10 protein-coding genes are annotated in these 17,370 nt (G+C 50.7%); 5 read left to right on the forward strand and 5 right to left on the reverse strand.

Features of this window, described 5'->3' with window-relative positions:
• Positions 1-24: 24 nt before the first annotated feature.
• Both JI741_RS03990 and JI741_RS03995 read right to left on the reverse strand, forming a co-directional pair.
• A complete protein-coding gene (locus JI741_RS03990) occupies positions 25-2,385 on the reverse strand; it encodes an ABC transporter permease (protein ID WP_202007602.1) in 2,361 nt (786 codons plus the stop codon).
• Between the two features lie 61 nt (positions 2,386-2,446).
• Positions 2,447-4,819: an ABC transporter permease gene (locus JI741_RS03995; RefSeq protein ID WP_202007604.1), complete on the reverse strand. Its 2,373-nt coding sequence runs from the start codon at positions 4,817-4,819 to the stop codon at positions 2,447-2,449.
• A 240-nt stretch (positions 4,820-5,059) separates the two neighbouring features.
• Here JI741_RS03995 and JI741_RS04000 point away from each other — a divergent pair, with 240 nt between their 5' ends.
• Complete coding sequence (locus tag JI741_RS04000) at positions 5,060-6,433, forward strand: sigma-54-dependent transcriptional regulator (RefSeq protein ID WP_202007606.1); 1,374 nt, start codon at positions 5,060-5,062, stop codon at positions 6,431-6,433.
• Positions 6,351-7,760 carry a sensor histidine kinase gene (locus tag JI741_RS04005; RefSeq protein WP_202007608.1) on the forward strand — a complete coding sequence of 470 codons (1,410 nt, stop codon included), beginning with the start codon at positions 6,351-6,353 and terminating at the stop codon, positions 7,758-7,760. The genes JI741_RS04000 and JI741_RS04005 overlap by 83 nt, the downstream gene beginning before the upstream one ends.
• Positions 7,761-7,769: 9 nt before the next feature.
• Here the strand turns inward: JI741_RS04005 and JI741_RS04010 are convergent, their stop codons facing one another.
• On the reverse strand, positions 7,770-8,210 hold the full coding sequence (locus JI741_RS04010; RefSeq protein ID WP_202007610.1) for a lipocalin-like domain-containing protein: 441 nt from the start codon (positions 8,208-8,210) through the stop codon (positions 7,770-7,772).
• Positions 8,211-8,213: 3 nt separating this feature from the next.
• Entirely contained in the window at positions 8,214-14,444 is a 6,231-nt protein-coding gene (locus tag JI741_RS04015; RefSeq protein ID WP_202007612.1) for a type I polyketide synthase, read from the reverse strand.
• Between the two features lie 237 nt (positions 14,445-14,681).
• On the opposite strand from JI741_RS04015, the gene JI741_RS04020 reads away from it, so the two are divergent.
• Complete coding sequence (locus JI741_RS04020) at positions 14,682-15,323, forward strand: 4'-phosphopantetheinyl transferase family protein (protein WP_202007614.1); 642 nt, start codon at positions 14,682-14,684, stop codon at positions 15,321-15,323.
• Positions 15,324-15,437: 114 nt separating this feature from the next.
• On the forward strand, positions 15,438-15,863 hold the full coding sequence (locus JI741_RS04025) for a hypothetical protein (RefSeq protein WP_236675859.1): 426 nt from the start codon (positions 15,438-15,440) through the stop codon (positions 15,861-15,863).
• Between the two features lie 429 nt (positions 15,864-16,292).
• Here JI741_RS04025 and JI741_RS04030 read toward each other — a convergent pair whose 3' ends face one another.
• Positions 16,293-16,496 (reverse strand): hypothetical protein, encoded by a 204-nt coding sequence (locus JI741_RS04030; protein WP_202007618.1) that lies wholly within the window; start codon positions 16,494-16,496, stop codon positions 16,293-16,295.
• A gap of 294 nt (positions 16,497-16,790) precedes the next feature.
• Here JI741_RS04030 and JI741_RS04035 point away from each other — a divergent pair, with 294 nt between their 5' ends.
• Complete coding sequence (locus JI741_RS04035; RefSeq protein WP_202007619.1) at positions 16,791-17,360, forward strand: RNA polymerase sigma-70 factor; 570 nt, start codon at positions 16,791-16,793, stop codon at positions 17,358-17,360.
• The last annotated feature ends 10 nt before the right edge of the window (positions 17,361-17,370 follow it).

Below are 17,370 nucleotides of genomic sequence, written 5' to 3' on the forward strand. Positions count from 1 at the left end.
AGTTCGCAAGGTTATGCTGTCGACTTATTGTTCCTTCAAACATTTTGTAGGATTGACCCGGGCCGCTTTCATCGCCTGCACACCCACCGTGAGCCAGGCAATGCAAAGCACCATCACACCGGCCGACACAAAATACCACACGCTCAACGTTGTGCGATAAGCAAAACCTTTCAACCAAGTGTTTGCCATAAAAAAGCTTATCGGCAGTGCGATCACCACCGAAGTGAGTACAATCTTTGTAAAGTCTTTCGACAACAACATAACGATGCCCGTCACGCTGGAACCCAATACCTTTCGAATGCCAATCTCTTTCACCCGACGCTCCGCAGTGAACGTCACCAGCCCAAACAGACCCAGGCAGGAAATGAGAATGGCAAGTGCCGCAAAATATTTCGACAGCGTGGCCACCCGCTGCTCTGACGCATACAGCTTTTGATAGTCTTCGTCCACAAAGCTGAATTCGAACGTGAAGCCAGGGTTGATGCGCTGATGAATCGCTTCAAGTCCTTTTAACGCCTCCTTTTCTTTTGCGGCGTCAACTTTGATCATAACATTCCACGTGCCGCCCGGCGCGACGCGCAGGAAAAGTGGTTTCACATTCACGTGCAACGATTCAAAATTAAAGTCCTTCACCACGCCGACAATTTCCATTGGATCGCCCCACAACTTCACGGTTTGACCAACCGGATTCTGCAGCCCCATGAACCGGATCGCTGCTTCATTGAAAATGATGCGCGCCGTGTCGTTAAAATTTTTGGAGAAAAAACGACCCTCGGCCATGGTAAGACCCATGGTCTCCATCATGCCATAATTCACCGTCATGTTTTCAAATTCCGTCTTGTCGTCGGGGTTTCGGGTGGGCCATTCCACGCCATACGTTCCGCTGTTGTGGCCCATCAGGTTGTGGCCAATGCTGGATGCGTTAATTACGCCGGGAACATTTTTCACTTCCGTCAGAAACGTTTCAAGCGTGTTGTCATCATAAAGCGAACCGGTGCGTGTTATGTTAATGATGTTGTCTTTGCTATAGCCCAGGTCTCTGCTTTGCACATATTCAATTTGTTTGTAGACTACCACAACCGACACGATAAAAATGATGGAGAGCGAAAACTGAAAAACCACAAGGCCCGTGCGTGCCCATTGTTCGCCCAGCGACGACACCATTTTTCCCTTCAATACCAGCGCCGGGTTGAAGCCCGAAAGATAGATGGCCGGATAACTTCCCGCCAGCAGCCCCGCAAACAACGCAATGCCCAACAGCGAAAGAACCAACGGTACATCAAACTGAAGGACAATATGTTTTGCCGTGATGATGTTAAACTGTGGCAACAACAGGTCCACCAACAACACCGCCAGCAGCAACGAAAGCAAGCTCATCAATATAGATTCGCCAAGATATTGCATCACCAGCACGTTGCGTCCCGCGCCGACGGCCTTTTTAACGCCCACTTCCTTGATGCGGCGTGAAGCTTTGGCCGTTGACAAGTTCATGAAGTTGATGCAGGCAATCACGAGAATAAAGATGGCAATGATGGAAAATAATTTCACATAGGTTATTCTCCCCCCGGCCTGCACACCGTTTTCATACTTTCCATAGAGATACACATCCCGGAACGGAACCAGGAACGGTGTGCGGTGTGTGATTTTCTTCTCTGTCTTTTTCGAAATGTAGTCTGCAAACTTGGCGTTGAAGGCATTCACGTCTGCGCCTTTTTTCAGCAGCACATAGCCAAACGTTCCCGTGTTTCCCCATTCGCGAACCCATTCGTTGTTGTCTCTGAATTTCTCGAACGGAATTATATACTCCATCTGGAGTGTTGAGTTTGCAGGCATCTTTTTAAAAACTCCCGTCACCAGGTAGGTAGCGTCGTGATCATACAGAATCGACTTGCCCACCACGTTGTCGGTAGTATTGAAGAGTTGAACGGCGAGCGCGTCGCTAATCACAATGGAATTTTTGTCAACAAGCACCTGCCCTGCATCGCCCTGCAGCAACGGAAAGGAAAACATTTTGAAGATGTCTTTTCCGGCGAAGCCACCCTCCACCTGTATGGATCGTTCACCCACGGTGAGCAAGGAGCGATTCGACGACGTGAGGTTAACGGCATACTCCACTTCGGGCATGTCCTGCGGAATGGTCTCCCCCAACGAACCAGACGTGGTGTAGGATGTCCAGATACCTTCCGACTTCACGCGATTTTCAATCACATGATATAGCCGGTCCGATTTTTCATGAAAGGCATTCATGGCCCATTCGTCTTTCACCCACAGATAGATCAGCACGGTGCACGTCAATCCTGTGGAAAGGCCAATAAGGTTTATGAAGAATGTATTTTTAAAACGTTTGAAGTTCCGGTATATGAGAAGTAGACTGTGCTTTATCATGCGATTCAGTATTTAAAATCCGTAATGATGAAATGTGTACGCGTTGCTTTGATGAACGCCATTATTGTTCTTTCAGACAATTCACGGGATTGATACGTGCAGCTTTAAAAGCTTGCGCGCTCACCGTGAGCCACGCCACACCCAACGCCAGCGCACCGGCACCAATGAAATACCACCACTTCAGTTCAATGCGATAGGCGAATTCATTGAGCCAGTAGTTTGCCAGCAGGTAGCTCAACGGCAACCCGATAATGATAGACAGCAACACAATCTTTGTGAAGTCGGACGTGAGCAAGTAGATAATGTTCGCCTCGCTGGAACCCAACACTTTCCGGATCCCCATTTCCTTACGACGACGTTCGGCGGTGAATGTGGCAAGTCCAAACAACCCGAGACAGGAAATGAGCACCGCCAGGCCCGCGAAATAGCGCGACAAAATCGACACGCGCTTTTCAGCCACATAATGCACCTGATAGTCCTGGTCGAGAAATTTATAGTCGAATGAAAATCCAGGATTGAATGTCGCATAGAATTTTGAAAGTCGCGACAGCGCTTCCTGCGTGTTCCCGTTTTCCAGCTTCACCATGATGCGTAAATTTTCTTCAGGGTTATAGCGAAACAGCAAAGGCTTCACGTTTTCATGCAACGACTCGAAATGAAAATTCTTCACCACACCAATGATCTGCATTTTCTTTCCCCACATCTCGATGTCCTTGCCCACAGGATCGTTCAGCCCCATCACATCGATGGCGGCTTCGTTGAAGATGATCTTGGAGCGTTCGTCGCCAAAGCGTTCGGAGAACGAGCGACCGGCAACAACGGTCACGCCCAGCGTTTCCAGAAGATCGTAGTTCGCGCTCACGTTTTCGAACGGGATGATGTCGGCCGGATTTTTTCCCTCCCATTGCAGCCCGGTGGTATAGTTTTCGGAACGCACAATGCCATGCGATGTGCTGGACGCATTTGCCACACCGGGTATTTTCTTTACCTCCGCCAAAAAGGTCGACAGACTCTCGTTCACTTTGCCTTCGGGCTTGAAGAAGATCAGATTGTTTTTATCGTATCCCAGATTTTTATTTTGAACGAATTCAATCTGCTTATACACCACCAACACGGCAACAATGAAAATGACGGATAGTGAGAATTGAAAAACTACCAGTCCCCGGCGTGCCCACAACTCGCCGACCGACGTGTTCAGCTTTCCCTTCAACACTGTGGCGGGATTGAAACCGGAGAGGTACAAGGCAGGATAACTGCCGGCCAACAATCCGGTCATCACAGCGATGCCCGTCAGGCCGCCCACCATGGTCCAGTTAAAACTCAGCGACAGTTGTTTGCCCGTCATGTTGTTAAACAACGGCAGCAACAAATCGACCGCAAGAATTGAAACTGCGAGGGCCAGAAATGTCATAAGCATAGACTCTGACAAATGTTGAATGATCAGCGTTTTGCGGGCCGCACCAATGGCCTTTCTCACGCCTACTTCCTTGATGCGCGTGGCCGCTTGTGCCGTTGACAAGTTCATGAAATTGATGCACGCAATAACCAGAATAAAAATAGCGATGATCGAAAACAATCGCACATACTCGATGCGACCACCGGCCTCCACACCACCTTCATAGCGACCGTGCAGATAACGATCGGAGTAGCGTTTCAAAAACAACGTGACATGCGACTCGGGATCTTTCTTTTTTATGAAGCCTGCTATCTTTTCGCTTACGGCTTCGTTATGTGTGCCTTCCTTCAGCAACGCATAGGTGTTGCTGCCGAAGTTTCCCCACGACAATCCATTTTCGCCCACCACGTCCTTGTAAATTTCAAACGATAGGGCAAATTCAAATTTATCAGAAGCATTCAACGGCAACGTTTCAAAGACACCGCTCACGGTGAATTGTTTCTTCATGCCCATCAGCTCCCAGTCAATCGTCTTTCCCACCGCACCCGCGATGCTGCCGAATAATCTCTTTGCCAGAACATCAGAAACAACTACGGCGCTTTTGTCGGCGAGAACCGTGTTCCCGTCACCTTGCAGGAACGTATAGGAAAATAATTTGAAATAGTTCACGCTCACAAACTGGCCCACGGCGCTCACGTGCTTTGAGCCAGTGCCAATAGAAAACTCATACGGATCTTTGAAGCCAACTGAAGAGGCGATGTATTCCATCTCCGGAATTTCCTGCTCCAGAGCGGCACCCAGAATCGCCGGCGTAGACGACGATGTTTCAATGCCTTCGGCCATTTTCTTGAACGTCATCACCGAAAATATGCGGTCATCGTTTGCCCGGAACTTGTCGAATGCCAGCTCGTCGCTTACCCAAAGAAAGATGAGAATGGCGCACGCCAGCCCTGCCGACAGACCAATGAGATTGATGAAGAACGTGCTTCTGAAGCGTTTGAAATTACGGAAGACGAGGAGCAGATTGTGTCGTATCATAAAAATGCTTTTGCAGGAAAGTCAACGCCGGCGTGTTCATCCACACCGCGTCGGGGTGATGGTAAACACGGGCCGTGCCATGATAATAATGGCGGATTGCGGGCTAAATTTCAACGTTTTTCTGGCCATCCCTGCATTCACTGCCCATCCATAGAAAAGATTGTGTCCAATTATGGGCACTTTTTATGGTTTTTTGATGACAGGGCAATAGTTTTATTCTTTCTAGAAGCAGACAAGAGAATGTGTAAATCCGCAGGACGCATATTGCTGGTCGACGACGACGAATTTGTATTGCTGTCTGTTAAACTTTTGCTGGAGCCGCATTTTGCCAGCGTGAAAACCACAAACAACCCCGAACGCATCCCGGCCTTGTTCGAACAGGAACAGTTTGATGTGGTGGTGCTCGACATGAACTTCCGGCACGGCGACACCACGGGCAACCAGGGTTTGTTCTGGCTCCGAAAAATTCTGAGCCTTCACCCCGACACACAAATTATCCTGCTCACGGCCTACGGCGACATCCAACTGGCCGTTGACTCTATTAAAGAGGGCGCATTGGATTTTATTGTGAAGCCCTGGCAAAACGAAAAGCTTCTCACCACCGTGAAGACGGCCAACGTGGTGAGCCAGGAGAAAAAGAATGTGAAGTTGCTGAAGTCACAACAGAAGTCGCTGGTCTCGGCCTTGCGCCAGGCTCATGAACCGCTCATTGGAAATTCGCCAGCACTCAACGCCATTCGCAAAACCATCGACAAGGTGGCACCCACCGAAGCCGAAGTGCTCATCCTGGGTCAGAACGGCACGGGCAAAGAAGTGATTGCCCGCGAAATACACGCGCGCTCCAAACGCGCCGACGGAATTTTTATGGCCGTAGATGTGGGATCGCTCAGCGAATCATTATTCGAAAGCGAATTGTTCGGCCACCGCAAGGGCGCGTTCACCGACGCCAAAGAAGACCGCATCGGCCGCTTCGAAGCCGCCGCGGGTGGCACGTTGCTGCTCGACGAAATCGGAAATTTATCATTGCCGCTGCAAGCCAAACTGCTCACCGTCTTGCAACATAAAAAGGTGACCCGTCTCGGCACGCACGAGCCCATCGCCCTCGATGTGCGCATCGTCTGCGCCACCAACTGCAACCTGCACGCCATGGTGAGCGACGGAAAATTCCGAGAAGATCTGCTCTATCGTATCAACACCGTGGAGATGACCGTGCCACCCCTCCACGATCGTGCAGAAGACATTCCCCTGATCGCGACACATTTTCTGAAAAAGTTTTCGGCAAAATACCAGAAGCCCTATCTCAAACTTTCCGAAGCCGCGCTGGCGCAACTGCAAGGCTACCGGTGGCCGGGCAACATCCGTGAACTGCAACATGCCGTGGAGCGCGCCGTCATCATGTGCGAAGGAGAAGAACTTCTTCCCGACGACTTTGGCCGCGATCCGCAAAAGGTGCAGGGCGAGTTTTCGTTCGAGCGGCTCAACCTCGAACAGCTTGAAGCGTGGGCTATCCGAAAAGCCATTGCCAAACATCATGGCAACATCAGCCATGCGGCCGAAGAATTGGGTCTGTCGCGTGGCGCACTATACCGGAGAATTGAAACCTATGGTATTTAAAAAATTCAGGATCAACATCGTTCTTCGTGTGGCGCTGCTCACCGCGTGCATTTTGTTGCTGGCGTGGTGCGTGGTGCAGCAGCGATACCTGCGCAGTGCTTACCTCGGCGTCGCGCTTGTCGTGATCCTGGTGGAATTGGTGTGGTACATCGACCGCTTCAACCGCGACATGAAGGTGTTCATGACCAGCCTGCTGCAACGCGACTTCACCACCCATTTTCAATCGACCGGACGCGGCAAAAGCCAGGACGATTTGTATGAAACATTAAATCAGATATCCGAAGCCTTCAAAAAGATCAGCACCGAACGCGAAACGCAATTCCGCTACCTCGAAATGCTGGTGGAACACGTGCGCGTCAGCATCCTCAGCATCGACGCCGACGGGAATGTGCATCTCGCTAACCAGGCGCTAAAAAATCTGCTACAGAAAAACATTCTCCCCAACATCAAAGCGCTGGAATTGTTTGGAGACGCGTTTGTGAACACGCTGCGCGAAATTCGCTCGGGTGAAACCTTGCTGGTGAAACTGCGGGTGAATCAGGAATTGCTTCAATTGTCGCTGCACGCCGCAGAGTTCAAACTGCAGGGGCGCTACTACAAACTCATCTCCATGCAAAACATCCGCAGCGAACTCGACGCGCGCGAAGTAGAAGCCTGGCAAAAGCTCATCCGCGTGCTGGGTCACGAAATCATGAACTCGGTGTCGCCCATCACATCGCTCAGCGCCACCCTGCACGGAATGGTCACACAAAATCAACAGGTTCTGGAAATACCCGGAAACACCTTGTTCGAATCGTTAGACAAAGGGTTGGAAGCCATCAAAATCCGTAGCGAAGGGCTTTACAATTTCACACAAACCTATCGCAAGCTCACAGGCATTCCCAAACACGCGCCACTGCAAACCGATCTCAAAAAAATTGTGGCCCGTGTGCAATTGCTGCTGCAATCCAAACTGGCTGACAACGGCGTGACGCTCTCCGTACACCAGGTCGATGTCAGCGTTTTTGTTGACCCCGAACTAATGGAACACGTGCTCATCAATCTTATCCTGAACGCCATCGACGCTTTGGCCAACACAAAAAATCCCGTCATCGAAATCAAAACATCACAACACCAAAAAGGAAACACCTGCATCCACGTGATCGACAACGGCGAAGGCATGGACGACGCCACGCTCGAAAAAATATTCATCCCCTTCTTCACCACGCGCAAGCATGGATCGGGCATCGGCCTGGCCATCACCAAACAAATCCTACAGCTGCACCGGGCCGACATTCAGGTGATCAGCGAAGCCGGCAACGGCACGGAATTTAAGATTCTTTTATAACGGAATTCACTACACCACTTTTTCCCACGTAACTGTAAACACGGTTTCGCCGGTTTGGGTTGGAACAGGAGGCGTGCTCACCTGCAAAATATTGTCCTTCACCGTAGCGAAGCGAACCTGTTCCATTCCCAGCCAGTTGGGAAAGAGGCTGCCTTCCACCACGTGCACAATCTCGCCGGGCTGTCGTTCAAAATATCTTCCGAAGTAGGCGAGGTAGCTGAGAAAGGCGCCCTTCGCCTCCTCAGCCGTCCCGCTGTTAATACCATCGGATGCAAATCGTTTTCGATCGTTGCGCATCAATTGCGCATTCATGTTGCCTGCTTCGTCATACATCAACACCCCCGTAGCGTCTTTTCCAAAGTAGTCAATCAGTTCGCCATGTTCTCCTGTGAACGTCCACGAGATCAGCTTCCAGGTGCCCACCACCTTGTCTTTCACCGACTCTCGCATGGCCTATGCTGGTTGGTTGATGGTTTGCAACGAACCTTGATGCGCCAACGTTTTTTGAATCGTGGCCGTAACAAACGCAGCGTCCTGCTCAACGTAACGGTGTCCTCCGGGACGCGACACCAGGGCAAACGACTTGGTCGTCTCCTGCTCCCACTGTTCCACTTGCTGATGTGTTACACGCGGGTCGCTCTGACCGTGAAAGGCGACAATCGAAACGGGCAATGCATCTTCACGCACATAGTGATAGTTGTTGAGCAACTCCAGGTCTGCGCGCAGAATGCGGATGAGTATTTGTTGCAACTCCAGGTCCTCCACATTTTCGATGGCCACGTGCGGGAACATTTCCGCCAATTCGCCATCCGACAACTGGTGATTCACCGTGCGTTTGTCGTACGAGAAAAGACTGGGTGTGGATGACACAAAAAGTTTTTCGGGCAGGGCAAGTTTATTTTTGCGCAGGGCGCGGATGGTTTCGAATGCCACCAGTCCGCCCATGCTATGACCAAAGAAGGCAAAGGGCTTATCCATCAGTGCAGTCAACGCGGGCAACACACCTTGCAACAGATCTTCCAATCTGCGGTAAGGCTGCTCCGCCCAACGCTTGCCGCGACCGGGCAATTCCAGCGCTACAATTTCGAATGTGTTGTCAAATTGTTCTTCCCATCCATGATAAAGCGACGCACTGCCGCCAGCGTCGTGGAAACAAATCAACCGGCGTGTGGCCGAAGGGTTTGGCCGTGTCACTACGAACCACTCGTGTTCCACGGCAGGCTTGGGTTGGGCTACCGCGCTGTGTTTTACCAGGTCTTCGATCAGGCGCTGCTCCGCGGTCTGGGTACGCAGGTTGCCAAAGAGGAACGTGGCATATTCGCGGATGCTGGGGTGCGACCAGAACATGGCCACAGACAGTTTCAGTTCCAGGCTCTTCTCCAACAAGTTTCTCAATTGGATGGCCATGAGCGAATCCACACCAAGTCCTTTAAAGGTCATGGTGTTGCCGATGCGCGATGCAGGCATCTTGATAATCTTGCTCACGTGGCGCGTGATCAGTTGTTCGAGTGCGTCCTTGCGTTCGCGTTCGTCGGCCAGCAGCGTGTAGGTTTCCAGGAAGCTGGTTTCTTTTTGTGACACCACGTCCTTGGTCTCCATGAGGCCTTTGAAATAGTTGGTACGTGCCAGGGCCGAGTAGTACGATCCCATTTGCGCCGCGTCAATTTTCATGATGCCGATTTGTGTGAGGTCGTGTGCGGCAATGGTGTCGTAGACCTCCATGGCATCCTGCATCACGATGGGTTCGAAGCCTTCGGCGCGTGCATATTTTTCAAGCTCGGTTTCGTTGGCCACCATGCCCACGTCTTTGATCACACCCCAGTTGATGCTTTGCGCCGTAAGGCCGCTTTGTCTGCGGCGATGTGCCAGCACATCCAGGAAACTGTTCGCTGCCACATAGCTTGCCTGACCGCTGAGGCCGATGAGCGAAGAAGCCGACGAGAACAGGATGAAACATTCCAACGGCAGGTGCTGTGTGAGCATGTGCAAATTCCAGGCTCCTTTCACTTTTGGCGCCAGGGTTTCCATAAATTCAATCTCTGTTATTTTGTCGATGGCTTTCGCCTCGATAACACCGGCGGCATGAATCACACCCTTCAGCGGCGGCATGGTGTCGCCTATATTTTCGATAACCGATTTCAACTGGTCGGTGTGGCTGGTGTCGGCCTGGAATATTTTAAAATGACAACCTTGCGATTCGTAAGCAAGCATTTTGTTCATTACCGAATCAGACGCCGCACCGGTGCGACTCAGCAACGCGAAGTGACGGGCACCGCGTTTGATCATCCACTCAATGAACACAAAGCCAAGTCCTCTGAAACCCGTCACAAGGTATGTTCCGTTTTCCGAGAAGCGTGCCGGCGACTGTTGTGTGGCTGGCGTCATGGTTCCGGTAAAGGTTCTCAGGCGGGGCACATATTGCGTGCGGCCACGCAGGGCGATTTCGCGCTCTTCGGTAAGGTCTTCCTGCATCAATTGAAGAACCTGATCCAGCTCTTCCATCATCGGGTTAAAGCTGAGGTCGTAGCGCTTGCCTTCATACTGCGGCAATTCGTTGCTGATCACGCGCACCAGACCCGAAAGGGCACCGTGCACCACTTGCGTGTGATGCTTGTCGTTGCCCACCATCTGCATGCCGTTGGTGACCACGGCCAGCTTCGGCGTTTTGGACACAATGCGCGACGTGATCTCCTGCATCGTATAAAGCAAACTGATGCTGCCGTATACCTGTTCGCCTTCCAACTCGTCGGCGGTTAATTCACGCTCACTTGAAGGATAGTAGATACCTCCCATGTGTAGGATACCGTCTATGGCCTGACCGTCGTGCAAAAGATCTTTCACCAGGCGTGCGTAGTCTTCTTTGTCGGCATAGTTCAGTTTGTATTCAACACTACCCGTTTCGTCTTGCGCTTTGCCAAAGGCGCGATCGGGTGTTACGTGAATGAGGTGCAAGCCTGCGGGGTCGATCTTTTCAAGAAGGATGCGGCTCAGTCCATACACATCGCCAAACACAATCCAGCTTTCGGGTTTGCTTTTCACCGCCATTGGTTTTTTCGCGAAGGTGCGTTCCGTCCACGCGATGTCATAGAGCCAGTTCTTCACTTTCTCGTTCTCGCGGCGGATGAGGTCTGCATCAAGAATTTTTCCTTGCAGTCCCGACACTTTCAGCACCACACTGTCTTGAGCACCAAAAATCACGAGGTCGGCTTTCACGGTCAATGTGCCACGCTCGTTGTCGATCTTGGCAGGATAAAGCCGCGCTTCACCACGAACCGGCAAAGAATAGTCAACCTTGCCCAACAATTGCACCTCGTCTACCGAAGTGAGAAACGTGGTGCGATCGGACGACGCGTTCTGCTGTTGCGCCACCGTGAGGAACAACGGTTGGAAGCAAGCATCCAGCAACGCGGGATGCAAGGCATAGCGATGGCCATTCTGACGAATGCTGTCTTCGGGCGTCACAACAAACGACACATAGGTGTCTTCGCCATGCTGTTCCGTCGCCAATTCGGTCAGGCCTTGAAAATATTTTCCGTATTGCAGACCCAGACTGGTCAGTGATTGGTAATAAGCTTTTATGTCTACGGGTGCTGCCGCATCGGTGAAGTGCACCAAGCGGTCTTTGTTCACCAGCGATCCGGTATACATGGTCAACTCGCCATCGGCCAGCAATGTCCATCCCGATTTATCGCCTTGTGGTGCTTTGGCAAAGAACTTAAAAACGTTGTTGCCGTTTTCGTCTTCCACCATGCGCAGCTGCACGGTTTTGCTCTCCCCTTCTTCGAGGCTCACCGACTGAATGAAATTGAGCTTGCGAATAACAGGAATGCCGGCGCCGTGAATTTCCGATGCCGCTTCCAGAATAATTTCCACATAGCCGGCGCCTGGGAACACAGGGGTAGCGTTCACCTGGTGGTCGGCCAGATACGGATATTTGCCCAGGCTGACCTGTGTCTCCCAATACCGAAGATGATCCAGACCGGCCAGCGTTAAATGTTGGCCCAGCAAGGGGTAGCGAAGGCCGGAGTTTTTGTCGCGTTGTTCGGCCGAGCGATCTTCCAGCGCATAGGTGTCGCGTTGGAATGGGTAGTGCGGCAGCGTGATGTCGGGAGCGGTTTCGGTTCCATAGAAATCACTCCAGTTCACGGTAAAGCCTTTTGTATAAAGCTCACCCAGGTTTTTGACTAACGTTTCCTGCTCGGGTTTTTCGCGTAGCAACGAGGGCACCGTGATCACTTTTGCTTTTCCAAATTCTGCACATTCGTTCACCGCGTTGGTCAGCACAGGGTGTGGGCTGCATTCAATGAACACCACATGCTGGTCTTCCATCAGTTGCTGCATCACGGCCGAGAACTGCACAGTGTTGCGCAGGTTGGTCACCCAATAGTCGGCGTTCATTTCCTGGCCTTCCATGCGGCGCGCCTGCACCGTGGAGTATACCGGAATTTCACCGGCCATCGGCTTCACAAAATGCAATGCCTGACGCAGGTCTTCTTTCAACGGATCCATCTGCTGACTGTGTGATGCCACGTCAACTTTCACCATGCGACCAAAGAGCCCTTTGCTTTCAAGTTCGTGCAAAAGTTGTTCGATCGACTGCTTGTCGCCGGCCACTACGGTTGACTTGGGACTATTGGACACGGCCACCGACAATGCGGGGTAGCGTTGAATCATTTCTTCGGCCGATGCTTTATTCAGTTCGGTCACCGCCATGGCACCCCCTTGTCCACTCACTTTTTTCATGAGACGGCTGCGGGTGCAGATAATGTTAGCAGCATCATCAAGGCTGATGGTTCCGGCAACACATGCTGCGGCCACCTCCCCCATGCTGTGACCAACCACAGCCTGCGGGCGAATGCCCCACGACATCCACATTTTTGCCAAAGCAATCTGCACGGCGCACAACGCAGGTTGAATCACATTGATTTCATTCAGGCGGCTCTTCTCGGCCGTGGCCTGCAACTGTTCAATGAGCGACCAGTCGGTGAATTTGGCAAATGCCTTGTCGCACGCCTCAATGGTCTTGCGGAACACGGGTTCCTTCTCCATAAGTTCTTTGGCCATGCCAAGCCACTGCGATCCCTGACCCGGAAACACAAACACCACTTTGTCTTCAGCCGTGAGCGCTTGTGCACCGGTGAGTTCTTGTTCCTCCTTCAGGAAGTCGTCGAGCGCTGTGAGCACTTCTTCCTTTGTATCGCCCGAAATGTTGATGCGCAGATCGAAGTTGGGTTTCAGCAACGCCGTGGCCACACACAGATCGTGGAAGGCTTCGTTGGAAAGTTCTTTTATTTTATCGCTATATTCCTTCGCCAGGTTCTTCAGCGCTTTGGGCGACTTGGCCGACAGCGGAAGGCTGTAGCGGATGTTTTCAAGATCGATAACTTTCGCCGAAGGTTCGTCTCTGTATTCTTCAATGATGGTGTGGGCATTAGTGCCGCCCCAGCCAAACGAGTTCACACCGGCTTTCAGTTTCTCGCCGTTCTTCACGGGCCATTGACCCAATTCGTTTTGAACCTGCAACTTCAGCTCGTCGAACGCGATGGCCGGGTTGGGGTTCTTGAAGTTCAAACTTGGCGGCAACATTTTGTTTTGAATCGACAACACCACCTTGATAAGTCCGGCCATGCCGGCGGCGGCTTCGAGGTGACCGATGTTGGTTTTCACCGAACCCACGCGAAGTTTGTTTTTGCGATTGGATCTGAAAAATTCTCCCAGCGCGCGCGTCTCGGTGGGGTCGCCCAGCTTGGTGCCCGTGCCGTGCGCTTCTATATAATGTATGTCTTCCGGAGCAATGCCCGAACCGGCATAGGCCTCCGTGAGCACTTGCTTTTGACCGGCGATGCTGGTGGCGGGCAAGTTGACGTTGAAACCATTGTTGTTCATGGCCGAGCCTTTCACTACAGCGTAGATCTTGTTGCCATCGCGCTCGGCATCGGACAGGCGCTTCAACAGCAACACTCCGGCACCTTCGCCACGCACAAAACCATCGGCGCCTTCATCGAAGGTGCTGCACTTTCCTTTTTTAGATAGTCCGCCAAACTTCGAGAGCAAAACGTTTTGATCGGGATCGAGAATGTGGTTGATGCCGGCGGCGACAGCAAGTTCGGTACTGCCATCCCACAGACTTTGACACGCCAGATGCAAGGCCACAAGCGACGATGAGCAGCCGGTGTCCATCACCAGACTGGGACCTGTGAACCCAAACGCAAACGACACGCGGTTCGCGATGATGTTTGAGGATTGGCCCACGGCAGAGTGCGATGTGACCGGCGCATTTTTATGTTTACGCAGATGTTCGAAGTCGTTCCAGATGTTGCCCACATAAACGCCAACCTTTCCACCCTGCACCTGCTGGTATGGGATGGTTGAGTTCTCGATGGCCTGCCACACCAATTCAAGCATCAGTTTTTGCGAGGGGTTCATTTCGGCTGCTTCGGCCGGCGAGATATTGAAGAACAACGAATCAAAGTCATGAATATCTTCCAACATCGACGCGTGGCGTTGGTGGGACTTACCTTGTGCGCTGGGATCCGGATCGTAGTAGTCGTCGTTGTTCCAGCGCGACTTTGGTATTTCGGTGATGGTATCCCTACCTTCACAAAGAAGTTTCCAAAAGGCTTGCAAGGTTTCAGCTTGGGGGAAACGGCACGACATGCCGACGATGGCGATGGGGTCTTTCATAACTTGGGGTTGATGGTGATGAGGTGTCTTCATATAAAATATCTTGCTATCGTGAAATAATAATCGAATGTACTTACACCTATGACATCAGTTTTTTTAACAACCGGCGAAACATTACCCCCAAACCTTTTTCAGTGAATTGGCTGCTTCATAAAATATTTTTAATCGTACTCCCCGAATCCGGGGGTACATCAATGACCACCCCAAACCATTGCATAACCCGTTCGTGTTAACATCATGATAACTGCTGCCATCTTCGATTCGAGAGTGTATTCTGAATTACCACGGGTTCAAACGCTTAAGGAAAAACTCCATCCCATGTTGTATCCTGAAACTGAATACGCGTTTGAGAATGAGTTACTTATTAGCCTTGTCTCGCGATTGCTCTTGCAGCGGCTTTTGGAAAAAAAAGGTATTTCAATTCAAAAGTTACATATTCACAAAGGACGCTATGGCAAGCCGCTGCTTACTTCTTCCCTGGAATTCTCAATCGCGCATGCCGCAGGTGTGGCGATATGCCTGGTTTCGGATGAGGGCGCCGTGGGGGTTGACGTGGAACTGATCCGCAGCATTCCTGTTGACGAGTACAAGACAAGCTTCACGCACGACGAGTGGCACCTGATACAGGAAGATCCAACCCCCCAATCATTTTTCAACTTGTGGACACGCAAAGAGAGCTTGTTGAAGCTGCATGGCTTCGGGATGCAGGTGCCCTTGCGCCAGGTGGATGTGCTCCACCTCACGGGCAGTATTTATGCGGAAGACATTATATATAGAGGCGTGTTCGTGCGCCTTGACATCGAGGACTACGTATGTCACGCCTGTGTCCCGGAAAAAGACAGTATTCCGCGCATCGAGATTGTGGCTGTAGAATTATAACCCCACTCCCATCTTCAGACCTCATCCCAATCCTGATTGTGGAAAACTTTTTTGGGCTTCGCTTTTTTTTGTTTCTGTTGAGTACGCTATCTTCCCTCGTTATTATAAATTTTCTTGGCCATTATTTTATTAGCTGTAACCCAACAAACAATTATGCAGTCTTTATTTAAAGCAAAGAACATTGAGATCAGTTACGATCCACAGAACAAGTATCTCTATTGTAACTGGCTTGGATTTCAAAACAAGGAATCCATTGTAAAATCCGGTGGCATTATCCTGGAGCTGTTGCAGCAGAAAGGGGTAAGCAAAGTTCTGAATGACAATTCCCAGGTCACAGGCCCCTGGCAGGAAGCAGCCGACTGGACAGCGTCGGTGTGGTTTCCACAAATGATCGAAAGTGGTCTACAGCATTTCGCCTGGGTTTTCTCTCCCAACATCTTTTCCGAACTGTCGGCAAAAAAAGCCATGCCGTCGTCCGGCATTGTCAAGTCTTTTAACTCGTACAACGACGCTTTGAGCTGGCTGTTGCTACAAAAGTAGGTCGTCACGAGACAGGTGCTGCGGCGATTGGAGTGTCTTGCGAATACACGGCACCTTCTCGTCGCAGTATTGATTTTTAATCTTACGCGTTTGTTTTCTCTCATCCTCAATTCCAACTTGATGGATAACGATATTTCTATGTCGTCACAGAATACATTACACCACGCAGTTGTTGGTCATCCTCTAGGCCACGGCACTACACAAGAAAATAGTCAGTTCTCATAATCCCTTGTGCACACATGCTTCACCAGACTATTGTAGGTCGTGGATGCTCTTTCATTTTTTTCCTTACGATAGTCATGGATAAAAAAAGCCCAGCGTGCTGGGCGAGCACGCTGGGCTGGGAAGGATCATGAAAATGCCGGTGAGCGCCGGACTAACGTTTCAGGATACACATTAACTTCTTTGGGTTGAAGGGAAGCCATCCACTTATCGGATAAGATCTTTCCATTTGTTGAGAACGTGCTGTTTCTTCAGCTTGAGCTTGGTCTCGTCCAGATACTCAACATGTTTATCAGCACTGATCTCCACTTTAAACACTTTGGCAGGCATTTGGGTAACCAGCTCAAGCACGGTTCCCTCTCGTCCGTCAAGAAGTGTTATCGTGTCTCGTTTGCGAATGAGTTGTTTCATTTGTTCGGTTTTTCTTTTAGTGAGCACCATGGGGTTGGAGCTTTCTAATCGATTTACCTGGTTCATTCTCTCTCAAACAGGTTCAAAAATTGTACCGTCTACACGGCTAGTAGTGATGCGTGAATTAGGGATCGTTCATAGTGTTAGGATTTAGGGTTCAGTGCTATAGCACACGATTTTCACCCTACCCCCAACATGACCGAAAAGAATCTAATATTCCCAAATCAGAACGAAGTTTATCCAGTATTGGGAATACTTCAAGCTGTTGCGTTCAAAACTTAAAACCCAAAGCCGGTGAAAAATTCATCGATCGAAGAATTTCAAAACATTTTCCGCAAGCACCACAAAGGGATGTGCGACATGGCTTGCAACATCGTGGGCGATGCCGATGCCGCCAAAGATATTGTGCAGGAAGTGTTTATGAAGCTGTGGACCAACCGCGAACGCCTGGACCTTGACGGCCCCATTAAACACTACCTGGCAAAAGCCACCGCACACACCGCCTACAATCACCTGCGCTTCAATAAGAAAATACATCGCCTCGACGACCACATCACCGAAGATACGCTGGTGGCCTACACCGGCACCGAAACCCTGGAGTTCCAGGAATTTGAACGAAAAGTCAAAGAAGCCATCGATAAGCTTCCACCCCAATGCAGAACCGTGTATGTGCTGAGCCGCCAGGAAAATATGAAATACCAGGAGATTGCCGACGTGATGGGGCTTTCACTCAAAACGGTTGAAAATCAAATGGGCATTGCACTCGACAAGCTCCGGGGTGCATTAAAACCCTTCATGACCATCAAATCGCTGGCGGTCGTCATCCTCATTGTATTGACATTTTGCCTGGCGAAAGCCTATTAAAAAAATATAT

Source organism: Chryseolinea lacunae, from assembly GCF_016735595.1.
In the GTDB taxonomy this organism is placed as follows: Bacteria; Bacteroidota; Bacteroidia; order Cytophagales; family Cyclobacteriaceae; genus Chryseolinea; species Chryseolinea lacunae.

What these genes read in the sequence shown, in the direction of transcription:
- JI741_RS03990 (WP_202007602.1), bottom strand. Translation starts at nt 2,385, where the DNA reads ATGATAAAGCACAGTCTACTTCTCATATACCGGAACTTCAAACGTTTT.
- JI741_RS03995 (WP_202007604.1), bottom strand. Translation starts at nt 4,819, where the DNA reads ATGATACGACACAATCTGCTCCTCGTCTTCCGTAATTTCAAACGCTTC.
- JI741_RS04000 (WP_202007606.1), top strand. Translation starts at nt 5,060, where the DNA reads ATGTGTAAATCCGCAGGACGCATATTGCTGGTCGACGACGACGAATTT.
- JI741_RS04005 (WP_202007608.1), top strand. Translation starts at nt 6,351, where the DNA reads ATGGCAACATCAGCCATGCGGCCGAAGAATTGGGTCTGTCGCGTGGCG.
- JI741_RS04010 (WP_202007610.1), bottom strand. Translation starts at nt 8,210, where the DNA reads ATGCGAGAGTCGGTGAAAGACAAGGTGGTGGGCACCTGGAAGCTGATC.
- JI741_RS04015 (WP_202007612.1), bottom strand. Translation starts at nt 14,444, where the DNA reads ATGAAAGACCCCATCGCCATCGTCGGCATGTCGTGCCGTTTCCCCCAA.
- JI741_RS04020 (WP_202007614.1), top strand. Translation starts at nt 14,682, where the DNA reads ATGATAACTGCTGCCATCTTCGATTCGAGAGTGTATTCTGAATTACCA.
- JI741_RS04030 (WP_202007618.1), bottom strand. Translation starts at nt 16,496, where the DNA reads ATGAAACAACTCATTCGCAAACGAGACACGATAACACTTCTTGACGGA.